This window comes from Microbacterium sp. KHB019 (assembly GCF_037285405.1).
Taxonomy (GTDB): domain Bacteria; phylum Actinomycetota; class Actinomycetes; order Actinomycetales; family Microbacteriaceae; genus Microbacterium.
In genome coordinates this window covers 831,102-846,170 of record NZ_JBBDHF010000001.1, presented here as the reverse complement: position 1 = coordinate 846,170, position 15,069 = coordinate 831,102, and the positions used below count along the sequence as shown (strand labels likewise).

General features: G+C 65.6%; 13 protein-coding genes. 8 read left to right on the top strand and 5 right to left on the bottom strand.

Annotated elements, in window-relative coordinates; genetic code table 11:
• Nucleotides 1-3 precede the first annotated feature (3 nt).
• The 8 genes from KHB019_RS04170 to KHB019_RS04135 all read left to right on the top strand — a co-directional run bounded on the left by KHB019_RS04170 (nt 4) and on the right by KHB019_RS04135 (nt 8,781).
• Nucleotides 4-1,305 (top strand): glycosyltransferase, encoded by a 1,302-nt coding sequence (locus tag KHB019_RS04170; protein ID WP_230102190.1) that lies wholly within the window; start codon nt 4-6, stop codon nt 1,303-1,305.
• Nucleotides 1,302-2,471: a glycosyltransferase gene (locus KHB019_RS04165; protein WP_337458137.1), complete on the top strand. Its 1,170-nt coding sequence runs from the start codon at nt 1,302-1,304 to the stop codon at nt 2,469-2,471. Before KHB019_RS04170 ends, KHB019_RS04165 begins: the two co-directional genes overlap by 4 nt.
• Complete coding sequence (locus tag KHB019_RS04160; RefSeq protein ID WP_230102192.1) at nt 2,468-3,607, top strand: hypothetical protein; 1,140 nt, start codon at nt 2,468-2,470, stop codon at nt 3,605-3,607. Before KHB019_RS04165 ends, KHB019_RS04160 begins: the two co-directional genes overlap by 4 nt.
• Before the next feature lie 83 nt (nt 3,608-3,690).
• The gene (wecB, locus tag KHB019_RS04155; protein ID WP_230102193.1) at nt 3,691-4,761 is read left to right on the top strand and encodes a non-hydrolyzing UDP-N-acetylglucosamine 2-epimerase; all 1,071 of its coding nucleotides are present in this window, start codon (nt 3,691-3,693) and stop codon (nt 4,759-4,761) included.
• 46 nt (nt 4,762-4,807) lie between these two features.
• Nucleotides 4,808-6,103 carry a nucleotide sugar dehydrogenase gene (locus KHB019_RS04150; RefSeq protein WP_230102194.1) on the top strand — a complete coding sequence of 432 codons (1,296 nt, stop codon included), beginning with the start codon at nt 4,808-4,810 and terminating at the stop codon, nt 6,101-6,103.
• A complete protein-coding gene (glf, locus tag KHB019_RS04145) occupies nt 6,103-7,239 on the top strand; it encodes a UDP-galactopyranose mutase (RefSeq protein WP_230102195.1) in 1,137 nt (378 codons plus the stop codon). Before KHB019_RS04150 ends, glf begins: the two co-directional genes overlap by 1 nt.
• Before the next feature lie 10 nt (nt 7,240-7,249).
• The gene (locus tag KHB019_RS04140) at nt 7,250-8,044 is read left to right on the top strand and encodes an ABC transporter permease (protein WP_325471363.1); all 795 of its coding nucleotides are present in this window, start codon (nt 7,250-7,252) and stop codon (nt 8,042-8,044) included.
• Complete coding sequence (locus tag KHB019_RS04135) at nt 8,044-8,781, top strand: ABC transporter ATP-binding protein (RefSeq protein ID WP_230102197.1); 738 nt, start codon at nt 8,044-8,046, stop codon at nt 8,779-8,781. Before KHB019_RS04140 ends, KHB019_RS04135 begins: the two co-directional genes overlap by 1 nt.
• A gap of 2 nt (nt 8,782-8,783) precedes the next feature.
• Here the strand turns inward: KHB019_RS04135 and KHB019_RS04130 are convergent, their stop codons facing one another.
• From KHB019_RS04130 to KHB019_RS04110, 5 genes are all read right to left on the bottom strand, one after another.
• Nucleotides 8,784-9,371, bottom strand: coding sequence for a hypothetical protein (locus KHB019_RS04130; protein ID WP_325471364.1), 588 nt, complete (start codon nt 9,369-9,371; stop codon nt 8,784-8,786).
• Nucleotides 9,371-10,324: a glycosyltransferase gene (locus KHB019_RS04125; RefSeq protein ID WP_325471365.1), complete on the bottom strand. Its 954-nt coding sequence runs from the start codon at nt 10,322-10,324 to the stop codon at nt 9,371-9,373. The genes KHB019_RS04130 and KHB019_RS04125 overlap by 1 nt, the downstream gene beginning before the upstream one ends.
• The gene (locus tag KHB019_RS04120) at nt 10,321-12,231 is read right to left on the bottom strand and encodes a glycosyltransferase (protein WP_337458136.1); all 1,911 of its coding nucleotides are present in this window, start codon (nt 12,229-12,231) and stop codon (nt 10,321-10,323) included. The genes KHB019_RS04125 and KHB019_RS04120 overlap by 4 nt, the downstream gene beginning before the upstream one ends.
• A 102-nt stretch (nt 12,232-12,333) precedes the next feature.
• Nucleotides 12,334-13,635, bottom strand: coding sequence for an O-antigen ligase family protein (locus tag KHB019_RS04115; protein WP_337458135.1), 1,302 nt, complete (start codon nt 13,633-13,635; stop codon nt 12,334-12,336).
• Nucleotides 13,632-15,053, bottom strand: coding sequence for an O-antigen ligase family protein (locus KHB019_RS04110; protein ID WP_337458134.1), 1,422 nt, complete (start codon nt 15,051-15,053; stop codon nt 13,632-13,634). Before KHB019_RS04110 ends, KHB019_RS04115 begins: the two co-directional genes overlap by 4 nt.
• Nucleotides 15,054-15,069: the final 16 nt, after the last annotated feature.

Here is a 15,069-nt window from a genome sequence, read left to right as displayed (position 1 = left end):
CCGATGAGACGACCCCACCTGCTGTACACAGCGTGGAGCTTTCCCCCGAGCCGTGCGGGCGGGGTGTACCGGGCGCTCGCAACAGTCAATGCGTTCGCGCGCGCGGGCTGGGATGTCACTGTACTCACCGTTCCGCGTGCGGTCTTCGAGACCAGCACCGGTATCGACCCGTCCCTCGAGGAGACGGTGGATCCGGGCGTTCGAGTGGTGCGCGTCGACCCACACGCCACTGCGCATCGCAACGATCTGCGGGCGTGGAGTCGACTGCGCGCGCGCAACATCGAGCTCTGGCGCGGTATCGATCGACTGCGCGATCTTCGAAGTTTTCCCGAGCTCACCTACGGTCGCTGGCGTCCCGAGCTGGAGAGGGCAGCGGCGCGCGTGCACGCAGCGCATCCGGTCGACCTGTGCATCGGAACCGCGAACCCGAACGTGGACTTCTCGACTGGAGCGTACCTCGCGCGTCGCTACGAGATCCCGTATGTGATGGACTACCGCGACGCGTGGACGCTGGACGTGTTCAGCGGCGAGACTCTCCACAGCTGGATCCCCGGAGTGGCGCGCCTCGAGCGCAGGCTCCTGTCGTCCGCGACCGAGGTGTGGTTCGTCAATGATCCGATCCGAGCGTGGCATGAGCGTCGGTACGGTCGAGGCGACCGGATGCACGTCGTGGCGAACGGCTTCGACGAGTATGAGGTGCCGCTCACCGCGCCCGTTCGACCGGATCGGGTGAATGGACTGGTCTTCGGCTACATCGGCACAGTGACGGATCAGGTTCCGATCGCGCCGCTACTGCAGGGCTGGCGCTTGGCCAGAGAACGCGGCGATGTGCCCGCGTCCGCTCAACTCGTGATCCACGGGTACCTGGGCCACACCGGCGACGGTGCCGCCTCGGGAGTGCTGGGTGAGTTCGCGGCGGACGGCGTGAGCTTCCTCGGGCCCGTGAGCAAGTCGCGGATCGGCGAGGCCTACGCAGATTTCGACGCCTTGGTGCTTGCGCTCGGTACCGGCAAGTACGTCACCAGCGGAAAGGTCTATGAGTACGCGGCAACCGGTATCCCGATCATCTCGGTGCACGACCCTGGTAACGCGGCCACGGACGTCATCCAAGGCGCTCCTGGTTGGGTCGGCGCCCGATCACTCGGTGCGTCCGACATCGCCGATGCGCTGGGTGAGACAGCAGGCATTGCTGCGTGCCAGAGTCCCGAGGAGCGGGCGAAAGCGCAGGCCTGGGGCTCGCGCTACGCGCGCCACGCGCAGCTGGCTCCGCGGATCGAAGCCCTGCGGCGGGTGGTGCGACCATGAACACGACGCGGATCGCTCTGACGAAGGGGTCACTGCGGATTCCCCCGACCTATTTCGCCGTGCAGCATGCTCTCGCGCTCGCCGATGACTTCGACTTCAGGATGTTCACGATGGCCGCCGAGGTCACCGACGCGGATGTGCTGCGGGGGATCCGAGTAGAAGACGCGTCGGCCGGTTCGCTCGTGCCGTCGCGACGGCTCTCCTGGAGCCGTCGCGAGCGGGCCCTCCCGCTGCTCTTCGGGCGCATGAGACGTCAGATCCAGCAGTTTGCACCGGAAGTGGTGCACCAGCACTTCGCGAACTGGTCGCAGCCGGCTGTCGCGGCATCACGCCGGCTCGGCGTGCCTCTCCTGCTCACCGTTCATGGTGCAGACGTGTATGTGCCGCTGACCCCGCTCTCCGAGCGGAACGCGTTCGGCAAGCCCATGCTCCGGTGGCACCAACGCACTGTGACGAGGGCATTCGACGCCTCGACGCGGATTCTCGCGGTGAGCGAGTATCTCGCGGGCATGGTTGTCAGAGCCGGAGCCGATTCGGCGCGGGTGGAGGTGCACTACCAGGGCGTCGATACCGACCTCTATCGCCCTGCAGCTGCCGTGCGCGACGGGATTCCGCGGGTCGTCTTCGTCGGCGCGCTCTCTCCGGCGAAGGGGGTGCGCGACCTTATCCGCGCATCCATCGACATCGTCGGTGGCGTTCCTCACGAGCTCGTCCTCGTCGGCGACGGGGCGCTGCGCGCGGAAGCTGAGGCCGCGGCCGCTGGGCACTCCCATATCGACGTGCGCGGGCCGGTCGACCGAGCTGGCGTCCGCGACGCGCTTTCGGGTGCGTCGGTCTTCGTTCTTCCTACGCAACGGTACGGTCGCTGGCGCGAGGCCGCAGGCCTTGTGTCGCTGGAGGCGCAGGCGTCCGGTGTCCCGGCGATTGTCTACGATTCAGGGGGAGCGGCCGAGATGCTCGAAGACGGCAGCACGGGCGTCGTCGTGCCAGAGGGAGATATCCCGGCGCTCGGTGATGCGATCCGCTCCGTGCTCGCCCTGCCGGGTGCCGACTGGAGGGCCATGAGCGCCAGGGCCAGGGACTTCGTCGTCGAGAAGCGGAGCCTGCGCACCAGCGCTGCTGAGCTGTCCGCGCACTATCGCGATCTGACCGAGGAGCACTCATGACCCGCCCGCGCATCCTCTGCATCTCCTTCTCGGACATCCGCAGCGACGCCCGCGTCCTGAGGCAGCTGGAGGTGCTCGCCCGACATGGCGACGTCACCACCCTGTCGTACGGCGACCGCCCGGACGCCGCCGCGGATCATCTCTCGATTCCGAGCGAGCTGCCCTCACTGCCGCAGACGCCCGTCGGCGTCGTCAAACTCGCGCTGCGTCGATTCCGATCCGTCGCCATGGAGGCACCTGCCGTGAAGGCAGCCAGGGCACTTCTGGGCGGCCGGGAGTTCGACATCGTGGTGGCCAACGAGGCACGCGCGCTTCCTCTCGCCTTCGAGGTGGCGGGGGCACCGAAGATCTGGTGCGATCTGCACGAGTGGGCGCCGGAGGAGCGGACGCATGTGCTGTCGTGGCGTGTTCTGGTCGCGCCGTTCATGACTTGGGTATGCGCGCAGTATCTCCCGCGAGCGGATGCCGCGACGACTGTGAACGCGTCGATCGCGCAGATGTACGAGGAGCAGTTCGGAGTCCGCTGCGAGATCGTCCGGAACGCCATCGAGTACCGGCCGGAACTCTCGCCGTCGCCTGCGGCGGACAGCATCCGTCTGGTGCACAGCGGTGGGGCGGTGCCGGGGCGCAACCTGGAGGCGATCATCGATGCCGTCGACCTGCTCGGCGACGGGCACACCCTTGACCTCTACCTGGTGAAGTCCAGGCAGGCGGATGCCTATTGGCGCCAGCTGGTCGCTCGCGTCGAAGCGAGCCCCCGTACGCAGCTGCACGCCGCGGTGGCACCTGACGATCTGCCGGCGACGCTGAATCCCTACGACCTCGGTGTCTTCGCGCTGCCGCACCATACGCCGAACCACCGGCTGATGCTGCCGAACAAGTTCTTCGATTTCGTCCAGGCGCGCCTCGGCTTCGTCTTCGGCTCGGCGGTCGAGACCGACCGACTCATCAATGAGAATGGTCTCGGTGTCATCGTGCCCGGATACTCCGCGGAAGATCTGGCGGACGCAATTCGCGGTCTGACCGCAGATCAGATCGCCGGCTTCAAGTTGGCTGCCGACCGTGTCGCCGAACGGCTGTCTTCGAAGTCCGATGTGCTCGTCGAAGACGAGATTCTGCGCAGGCTCGTGGCGTAGACCGCGCGCGTGCGTGCGCGGTCTACCATCCGCGATGCGCGTGGTCCATCGGAGGATCAGACGGGCACCCTAAGATTGACGCCGTGAAGATCGTCAGTGTCGTGGGCGCGCGCCCGCAGTTCGTCAAGCTCGCTCCCATCCACAAGGCGGCGCTCGCCGCCGGGGTGGAGCACATCATCGTGCACACCGGACAGCACTACGACCCGATGCTGTCGGACGTGTTCTTCGACGACCTGGGCATCGGCGCGCCAGACGTGCACCTGGGCGTCGGGAGCGGGTCGCACGGGGTGCAGACCGGATCGATGCTCGCGGCCCTCGACGCAGTGTTCGACGAGCATCGGCCCGACTGGGTGCTCGTCTACGGCGACACGAACTCGACGGTCGCGGCAGCCCTCAGCGCGGTGAAGATGCATATCCCCGTCGCGCACCTGGAAGCCGGCCTGCGCAGTTTCAACCGGCGGATGCCCGAAGAGCACAACCGCGTCATGACCGACCACGCGGCAGACCTGCTGCTGGCTCCGACCCAGGTGGCAGTCGACCACCTTGCGACCGAGGGGCTGGCCGGCCGGACTGTGCTCGTAGGCGACGTCATGACCGACGTGCTCTTCGAGGTTCGCGACGATGTCGCCGGTCGACCTTCCGCGCTGCTGGAGGAGTTGGGCCTGACCCGTGGCGGGTACTACGTCGCGACGATCCATCGAGCCGAGAACACCGATGATCCGGATCGTCTTCGGGACGTGGTAGCCGGTCTGGCCGGGCTCGACAAGCCTGTGGTTCTTCTCGCCCACCCGCGGGTCGTCGCCAAGGCCGCTTCACACGACATCCAGCTCATGGAGGGATCTTTGATCGCACACGCACCTCTGGCGTACCCCGAGCTCATCGCCGCCGCGCTCTCGAGCGCAGGTGTCGTCACCGACTCCGGCGGCCTCCAGAAGGAGGCGTTCTTGTTGGGTGTCCCGTGCACGACGGTGCGCACGGAGACCGAGTGGGTCGAGACGGTTCAACTGGGATGGAACGTCCTCGCGAACAGCGCCGAAGAGATCGCCGCGGCCGTGACGCGGCCTCGGCCTATCGCTACTGACGCGGCACCGTACGGTGATGGCCACGCAGCGGAGCGCGTGATCAGCGAGCTCCTCGACGCTGCCGAAGCCTGAGTCTGCCTGAGCGTCCGCCACACCTTCGCCCCGTAGACTGGATCTCATGCGTATTGCCGTCGTCGCCCTCGGAAAGATCGGGCTTCCCCTCGCCGTCCAGTTCGCCGACTCCGGTCATGAGGTGGTGGGGGTCGACGTGAACCAGCGGGCAGTCGACACCATCAACGCGGGGCTCGAGCCCTTCCCGGGTGAGGCTCATCTGCAGGAGAAGCTGTCTGAGCTGATTCCGGCCGGTCGGCTTCGTGCGACGACGGATTACGCGGACGCGATCCCCGGTGCGGATGCCGTGGTGCTGGTCGCGCCGGTGTTCGTGAACGATGAGACCTGGGAGCCGGACTTCAAGTACATGGACGCGGCGACGCGTTCGCTCGCTGAGCATCTGACCCCGGGCACGCTCGTCTCGTACGAGACGACTCTCCCAGTGGGAACGACCCGTAACCGGTGGAAGCCGATGCTCGAGGAGGGGTCGGGTCTTGTCGAGGGGAAGGATTTCTTCTTGGCGTATTCGCCGGAGCGCGTCCTGACGGGGCGGGTCTTCGCCGACCTCCGTAAGTATCCGAAGCTGATCGGCGCGCTCTCGGAGGAGGGCAACCGGCGGGCGCGGGAGTTCTATGAGGCGGTGCTGCAGTTCGATGAGCGTCCCGACCTTGCCCAGCCGAACGGGGTGTGGGACCTCGGGTCGACGGAGGCGTCGGAGATGGCGAAGCTCGCTGAGACGACGTACCGGGATGTGAACATCGGGTTGGCGAACCAGTTCGGCCTGTTCGCCGCGTCGCACGGTATCGACGTGTACAAGGTGATCGAGGCGTGCAACTCGCAGCCGTACAGCCACATCCACCGTCCGGGTATCGCCGTGGGCGGGCACTGCATCCCCGTGTATCCGCGGCTGTACCTGTCGACGGATCCGGATGCGGACATCGTGCGCGTGGCCCGGCAGCTCAACGCGTCGATGCCGGAACGTCTGGTCGCGCAGGCTGAGGGGATCCTCGGCGATCTGTCCGGGCAGAAGGCTGTCGTGCTGGGTGCTGCGTACCGGGGCGGGGTGAAGGAGACCGCGTTCTCCGGCGTGTTCCCGACCGTGAAGGCGCTGACGGATCGTGGGGCGCAGGTCGTCGTGCACGACCCGCTCTACACAGACGAGGAACTGCGCGGGCTCGGGTTCGACCCGTACGAGATCGGCGGGGACGCTGACCTGGTCATCCTGCAGACCGACCACGCCGACTACAAGACCCTCACCCCGGCAGACCTCCCCGGTGTGAAGCTCCTCGTCGACGGACGCAACGCCACCGACGCCGCCCTCTGGGCAGGAACACCCCGCGTCGTCGTCGGGACGGCCGCCTGATGGATCTCCTCGTCGTAGGGTCGGGTTTCTTCGGCCTCACCATTGCTGAGCGTGCCGCTGAAGCCGGCCGCAAGGTCACCGTCATCGACCGCCGCCCTCACATCGGCGGCAACGCCTACAGCGAGGCGGAGCCCGAAACCGGTATCGAGGTCCACCGCTACGGTGCACACCTGTTCCACACGTCGAACGCGACGGTATGGGAGTACGTGAACCGCTTCACGTCCTTCACGAACTACGTCCACCGCGTGTACACGAACCACAACAGCGTCGTGTATCCGATGCCAGTGAACCTCGGAACGATCAACCAGTTCTTTCAGGCCGCGTACTCGCCGGACGAAGCACGAGCCCTCATCAAGGAACAGGCTGGCGAGTTCGACGTCAAGACAGCGCAGAACTTCGAAGAGAAGGGCATCGCCCTCGTCGGCCGCCCTCTCTTCGAGGCGTTCTTCCGTGACTACACGGCGAAGCAGTGGCAGACCGACCCGCACAAGCTCTCCGGTGACATCGTCAGCCGTCTGCCCGTCCGGTACAACTACGACAACCGGTACTTCAACGACACATGGGAGGGCCTGCCCACCGACGGCTACACCGCGTGGCTGGAGCGGATGGCCGAGCACCCCAACATCGACGTGAAGCTGAACGTGGACTTCTTCGACGAGTCGCAGCCTTTGAACAAGAGGGCGCTCGTCGGTCAGGTGCCGATCGTATACACCGGCCCGGTGGATCGCTACTTCGACTACGCCGAGGGTGAGCTCAGCTGGCGCACGCTCGATTTCGAACAGGAAGTGCTCAACATCGGCGACTTCCAGGGCACCCCGGTCATGAACTATCCCGACATGGATGTCCCCTTCACCCGCATCCACGAGTTCAAGCACTTCCACCCGGAGCGCAAGGACGTGTACCCGACGGACAAGACCGTCATCATGCGCGAGTTCTCCCGGTTCGCTGAGAAGAGCGACGAGCCGTACTATCCGGTGAACACGCCCGCTGATCGCGATGGACTGCTGGCCTACCGTGAGCTGCAGAAGGGCGAGAAGGACGTCCACTTCGGCGGGCGCCTCGGCACGTACCAGTACCTCGACATGCACATGGCCATCGGCTCGGCGCTGTCGATGTGGAACAACACTCTCTCTTAGACTCAGAATCGTGAGTCACGCTGCTGTCGGGGCGCCGGGAACGCCCCGGCGGTATCTGCATTCGTTGTGGTTGCTGTCTGCCCGCGACCTGAAGGTTCGTTACTCGACGAGCTTCCTCGGATACCTCTGGTCCGTCCTCGATCCGCTCGTCATGAGTGCGATCTACTGGTTCGTGTTCACCCAGATCTTCAAGCGCGACGTCGGTGAAGATCCGTATATCGTGTTCCTGATCAGCGCACTGCTGCCGTGGGTGTGGTTCAACTCTTCGGTGTCGGATTTCACAAAGGCATTCAAGCGCGACTCCAGACTGGTGCGCTCAACGAACATCCCTCGTTCGATCTGGGTCAACCGCATCGTCCTCAGCAAGGGGATGGAGTTCCTGTTCTCGCTCCCTGTGCTCGTACTCTTCGCGGTGTTCTCGCCCGGGACACAGTTCGGGTGGGGCATCCTGTGGTTCCCCGTGGCCATGCTTCTCCAGGTGATCCTGCTCGTCGGACTCGGGATGCTCGTCGCACCGCTCTGCGCGCTGTATTCCGACCTGGAGCGCACCACGGGACTGATCCTGCGAGCACTCTTCTACGCCACACCCATCATCTACAGCGTGAACAACCTGCCGGGCCCGTTCGAGACGATCGGATCCTTCAATCCGCTGGCGGGGATCTTCACCCTCTATCGGATGGCCTTCTTCCCCGACCAGTGGCACACGAACACCGTGGTCATCGGTGCGGTCATGAGCGTTCTGATCTTCGTTCTCGGCTCGTGGGTGTTCCGCACACTCGAGCGTCCCGTGCTGAAGGAGCTGTGATGTCTGCCGCGATCGACGTCCAGAGACTCGGCGTCCATTTCCGTCGCAATCGTCGGGGACGGCGAAGCTTCAAGGACATGTTCGCGGGCGCGTCACGCCGTAGCCGCCCCGGCGAGTTCTGGGCGCTGCGCGACGTCTCATTCACCGTGCAACAGGGCGAATCGATCGGCGTAGTGGGCCGCAACGGCCAAGGCAAGTCGACACTGTTGCGGCTCGTCGCCGGGGTCCTGCTCCCCGATGAGGGCTCAGTCACCGTGCATGGGGGAGTGGCCCCCCTGATCGAACTCACCGGCGGGTTCGTCGGTGATCTCACGGTTCGTGAGAACGTGCGGATGACCGCTGGGCTGCACGGCATGTCGAAGGCGGAGATCGCACGTCGGTACGACGAGATGATCGCGTTCGCGGAGCTGGAGGACTTCCAGGAGACGCCCTACAAGCACTTGTCGAACGGTATGAAAGTGCGGCTCGCGTTCTCGGTCGTGTCACAGCTCAACGAGCCGATCCTCCTGGTCGATGAGGTCCTGGCGGTGGGGGACAAGGCGTTCCGTGACAAGTGCTACCAGCGCATCGACGAGCTGCTCGCCGAGGGGCGCACGCTCTTCTTCGTCAGCCACAACGAGCGCGACCTTCGCCGCTTCTGCAAGCGCGGCCTCTATCTCAACAAGGGCGCGCTGGTACTGGATGCCGGGATCGACGAGGTCCTCGACCGCTACAACGCCGACTCTGGCGTGAAGTGACTTCAGAGCCCGGCGACCGCGCGAACCTTCTGCAAAGCCGTGCTCGCCGCCTCGAGAGGCGCCTGCGGATCTGAACCGTTGTCGTACGCCGCACGAAGGTCGGCAAGCTTCGAGGCGTACTGCGAAACCGCGTCGCTCCAGTCCGCAGCGAGCGAACTCGGGGCGGGGGTGTCCGACAACACGGCTGCATCGTTCTGCAACGAGTCGACGATCTGCGCGCCGAGGTCCATGTTGTCCCTGACCAGCTGAAGCCCGCGTACAGCGTCGTCCAGACGCGGCTGCACCTGAGCGACGAAGGCATCGACGTCCGGATCTGGAGCAGGAGGCGGCTGAGTAGGGACGGGCTCGGACGTGGGCGTGGAAGTCGGCGTCGGCGCTGATGTCGGCGAGGGCGACGTCGTCGCAGAGGAGCTGGCGCTCGGAGACGGAGATGGTGTTGGCTCACCGTCGCGAGGCAGCAGGAAGAACAGCAGCGTCCCGACGATCGCCAGAGCGAGAACAGACAGGCCCACGATCAGCCAGATGCGACCCTTATTGCTCTTCTTCTCTTCCGGGAAGATCCATTCGGCTCGAGGCTGTCCGTCGCTCATCACTTCTCCAATGCGGGCATGGGCTGCCAGGTGCGATCACGTGCGGCCTTGCCGCCGTCGCGGAGACCTCGGAACAGATTACTGGTGCCGCGCACGGTTCTCTCGACGAACACGAGGCGAATGAGCTCCTTGAAGAACGTCGCTGTGGTCCCGAGACCGAAAAGGACCGGATTGTAGACGCCGTGCACCCGGTAGTAGTGCTTGATGAACGCGCGGTTGCGCATGATGTAGTAGCGGTAGGCGTTGCTCGAGGCATTCATGTGCCGCACGCCCATGTCCCATTGCTTGATCTCGCGAGTACGGCGCAACACGAACTCGTCGACGATCACGGCAGTCGTCAGCCGCGAGGCGAGCCATCCGTACATCTGGTCGTCCCAGTAGATGAAGAAGCGCGGGTCAGGGAGTCCGATCTGCGACACGATCGAGCGATGGATGAACATCCCCTCGAAGCATCCGCTGTTCATCTCCTTGAAGCCGGAGCCATCGAACCCGGCCGGTGCGAACGGGATCGGGATGCCCATCCGTTCGGCGATGCGGTACTGCCAGTAGAACTCGCTGCCGTCGTAGTCGTAACGACGTCCCTGGATGCTCTTGAACCGCGGGGCCCACTTGCCCATCTTCGCCAGGCCGTCCTGGACGACCTCGACATCGTCGTCCATCATCCAGATCCACTCGCTGCCGAGCTCGTACGCAGTCCGCATGCCCTCGCTGAAACCACCGGAGCCGCCGGTATTGGTCTCCAGCTTGCGATAGACGATCTCCGTGCCGATGCCGTCGCGGAACGACTCGACGACCTCCGTCGTGTCGTCAACTGACGCGTTGTCGATGATGACGACGCGTCCTGGCTTCGGATCCATCGCGGTGATGCTCGTGAGGAGGCCGGACAACAGGTGGGAGCGGTTGTAGGTGACGATGACGATCGCCGAAGACGCGGGATCGAACGCCGCGGTCATGCCGTCTCCTCGAAGATCTGCTGCCAGGACTCTGGCGAGACGAGCTCCGGCAGCGCCTGCCGGTACTGACGCTGCAGCTCGGGCCACCGTCGCTGGAGTTCGGCGTGGAGCCGGATCGTGTCGCGCAGCATGCGCCGATACTTCTTGCGGTCACGGGTGTAGATGTTCTTGCCCGAACCGTCCGCGGCGCTCACGAGCGCGCTGTCGAAGGCCGGCACACGCCACCAGTGGGCGTCCTCCTTGCCGAACTCGACCTCCGGCCGTTCCACGTTCGCGGGGTCGGGCTTGTGGAGCCAGTGCGCCACGAGCGTCACAAAGGTGAACCATCGCAGTTGTAGACCGCTCGGGCTGTCGAACTCGTGCCGAGAGGTCTGCTTGTACACGCGTCGCCCGTACCGCGAATGCAAGACCGCCGACGGATCGCGGTGGACCGTGGTCTCCGGATACTCGGCGGCGAGGGCCCTGGCAGCAGGCATCGCCGTCGCCAGATTCTTCGGCATGTGGTCTGGGCCGGATAGGACATCACGCAGTGCGCGTGCCCGCAGTTCGACGGGGTAGTACTGCATCATCATGAGGTGCTTGAGATCGGCGCGACGGCTGTGTCTGATCAGCCGCCCACCGCGTGGCGCGTTCGAGTGCAGGAGACCTGCGACGATGCGGTTCCGCGCGTGGAAGTACGCCTGCCAGTCGATCGTGTCGTCCTTGTTCACCCACGAGACGTGCCAGAGCGCGACACCGGGCATGGAGACGGTCGGGAATCCGGCTTCGCCTGCCCGCAGGCAGAACTCGGCGTCGTCCCACTTGATGAATGCCGGCAACGCGAGGCCGACCTCGCGGATCGCATCGAGGGGGATCAGGCACATCCACCAGCCGTTGTAGTCGGCATCCATGCGCATGTGCAGGAGTGTGGACTGACGCAGGTTCGATGCCCCGAAGTCGTGCGGCATCTCCTCCTGATACAGGTTGCGCCACATGAACGGCGCTTCATCGACGACCTCTGCCCAACCGTGCAGCTTGGGGCGGTCGAGCAGATCGAACATGTGCCCGCCGACGAGGACGGGTTTCGTGGCGTACTGGCCGAACACGATCGAGCGACGCAGGGACTCCGGCTCCAACCGCACGTCATCGTCCAGCAATTGCACGAAGTCGCTTTCGGGACGTTGCAGTGTCTCGTGCATGGCCCGCGCGAATCCACCCGAGCCGCCGAGATTCGGCTGACGCACCACCTGCAGCGTGTCGCCGAGTTGACCTGCGACCCCATCGAAGCCGTCCTGATCAGCGACGAGCTGGGTGCCCTGGTCGATCAGGAAGATTCGGTCGACGAACTCGAGGGCGTCCGGCGACGCGGCAAGCGCCTGAAGCGTCTCCACGCAGTAGTCGGGCTTGTTGAAGGTCGTGATGCCGAGGGAGGCCTTGCCCGCGCGAGCGGGCTCTTGCTCCGTCGTCCACTCCGCGCCCTCGAGCACTGCCTGCTTGTCCTCGGCGACGATGTCGAACCAGATCCAGCCACCGTCGCTGTATTGAGTGAGTTCGAGGTCGAAGGCTGTCGTGGCCTCATCCGTCACCTCGCGCGTATCGATGCGCTGACGTACTCCAGAGCCGTTCGAGCGGTACACGAGGATCGTCGCGGGCCCCGTGGTGCGAACCGTGAGCCGCACCTGCCGAACGCTCGTCCAGTGCTGCCAGTAGGAAGCGGGAAACGCGTTGAAGTACGTGCCGAGCGAGACTCGGCGTCCCGAGACGATGCGGGCACGATGACGGCCGAGCACGTTTCCGAGCTGCGCACGGTTCGAGACGCGAACCGGCTTCTCATCGATGAACGACCACGTCTCCGGGTCGGCGTAAAGCGGAAGCAGATCAGGGTCGCGGTCGAGGGGAAAGACGACATTCTGAAGGACGTGAGTCACGTGATGGATCTCCGAAGTTCTATTCCCGCAGGACCCGGTTCGGGTGCCCAACGGGGTTCGACGAGCAGGAACAGCCTACCCGTCGCAGTTGTGGATGACCCGTCACCCCTCCGCACGCAGCGTCGGCACGACCCCGGTGTTGGCCGCATCGATGTTCTCCCGCCATGACCTCGACTGCCCGGCACGCAGGGCGCAGAGGACCAGCATGAACCATCCGGCGCCCGCGAGCGTGAAGCTCTCGAACATCGAATCCACAGCGAGCGTCACGAGCACCAGCGGCGTCCAGGCGTAGACGACGGAACGGCGCGCGCTGGCGACCAGCCACGAGCGCACGATCGCCACTCCACCCAGCAGCAGGAACAGCACGAGCCCGATGATGCCGAGCTGGAGCAGCACGTCGAAGAACGCGTTCAGCGCCGTCTCGTGGTGGTCGGCGAGCCAGTAGTTGATGTAGACGAAGGGGTACTCGCCGCGATCCCACGGCCCGAACCAGCCCCACCCCTGGAGGGGCTTGACCGCTGAGAAGTCGAGGATCTTGTTCCACAGATCCGCTCGCGTCGAGAAGTCGGACCCCGCGCCCATCCACCTGATGATGGGATGCCGGAACGCGAACGCCAGGGCGAGTGCCAGCGCGACCAGCGCGCCGAGCGCCCACTGAACCAACGTGCGTCGTTCGACCGAGGTGTGGCGGACGATCGTCAGTGCGCCCGTGACCACACCGACGGCGACGGCGAGCACGAGGACCGTCGGGGACGCGGACAGCAGGGCGAGGAAGCCGGCCAATGCGATCGACGGGACGGCGATGGGGGCGATCACCGACTGCGAGCGCCATTCGATGACGAACGTGATGAGTGCGATCACGGCGACGAAGCCGAGCATGTTCCTCGTGCCGAACAGGCCCTGGATAGGGCCGCCGATGGCGAGGTTGCCCGCGATGTCCAGGAAATGGATCGGCACGTCGAGGAGTACGCCGGAGAGGATCTCGACGCCGAGCGAGAGCCCGAGCGTGACCCGGAGCGTGTCGCCGATCGCACGCACCGTCTGCAGCGTGTCGCGGATGTGGCCGATCGTGATCGCGATCACGGCGAAGCCGAGCAGCCACAGCCACCCGATGAAGGTGTCCGATCTGTCGGTCGTCCAGATGATGCTCACCAGCGCCAGCGTCAGGAACATCAGCAGCGACGTGGGTGCGATGCGCAGCAGCGAGAGCTCCTCGCGGCGGACGAACAGGATCGCGATGCCCAGCAGCGCGAGCAGGAGCACGATCGTCGCGAACGTCGCAGCGGAGGTCATCCGCTCGATCGCGAACGATCCGAACGTCGCACCGAGTGCTGTGAGCGTGTACGCGCGCGCCATCTCCACAGACCCGAGCAGGCGGGTGAGCGCAGCCTGACCCCCCGTCACGGGATGCGCCGAGCCTCACGGCCGCGCTCCGTGACGCGGGACTTCTCGTCGAGGCCCACTCCGATCAGGGGAACGGCCTTGACCTTGAACGAGAACAGCACGAGCAGCATCCAGCCCCAGAGCATGATCGGCGTGGACTCGACGAGGCCCTGGACGAGCAGGATCACCGTGAACAGGATCGGCAGCAGCGTCAGAGGGGAGAACGGACGGTCGGCTCGCAGATCCCAGCGCGGCCGGTCTGCTGCGAAGAACCACGCCCGCCACAGCAGGCTCAGATAGGCGGCTGCCATCAGGATCACGCCGACGACGCCGAGCTGCATCAGCACGTCCAGCCACATGTTGTGCGCGTGGAAGACCGTGATGCCGTGGTCCACGATCCACCTGTCGAACGCCGGCTCTGTGGGAACCCATGGGCTGGAGAAGCCATTCCCGAAGATCGGGTGGTGTCCGGCGCGCTCGACGACCTTCGCCCAGATGAGGTCGGTCCGTCCGGTGAGATCTGCACCTCGTCCCAGCGCGGTGAACAGGGGCTCGCGGAAGACCACGACGGCGGCGACGGCGATCGTGACGAGCGTGCCGCACGTGGCGTAGATCCGTGCGCGTGCACCCGGCGCGTGCGTCCGTCTGATGAGGATCGCGACGACCAGCACGACAGCGACCGCCGCGGCGCAGACGTACGCCGTGGCGGACGACGCCCGGAGCATCAGATACGCCGCGACGACGATCCACAGCGCATGCGTGACGCGCCAGCGCGCACGCTGCGCGATGCGCACACCGAACGTGATGATCGCGAACAGACACAGGATCGCGAGCACGTTCGCGTTGCCGACGATCCCCTGGATGCGTCCGCCGTCGAAGAGGTTTTCTCGCACCCAGTACCACTGCGCATCGACGTCGCCCTCGGGGAGCGTCAGGAAGTTGGGCAGCAGCGGATGCCGGAGCACCACCGCGACGAGCAGCTCGAGCGCGAGGGACAGGCCGACGATCCACTTGAAGGCGGATGCCAGGGACTGCACGATCTCGTGCCACGTGAGCACGTGGGCGATCAGCAGTGCGGTGACGGTGACGGCCGCCAGCAGCACCCACGTCACGATCGTGGCGGCGCGCCACTGCGACCACGCCAAAGACAGCAGCGCGAGCGCGACATAGCCCAGCGCCGCCCACGGGAGTCGCCGCCAGGCGAACGGGTGCGGACGGTTCTTCGCGAGCATCGGGATGCCTATGGCGCACGATCCGAGAACCGACAGTCCGAGGACCACCGCGGCCCCGACCTCGCCGAGCAGGTTGTACACGGCGGTGTGCGCGAACACGACGAACAGCATGAGCGTGGTGTACCCGCGCAGCAGAAGATGCCCCGTCGACTCGCGCTCCGGCGCGGTGGGCGGGGCCGCCACTGGGTGCTTCGTGTACTGCGCCATCGCAATCAGGCTACCG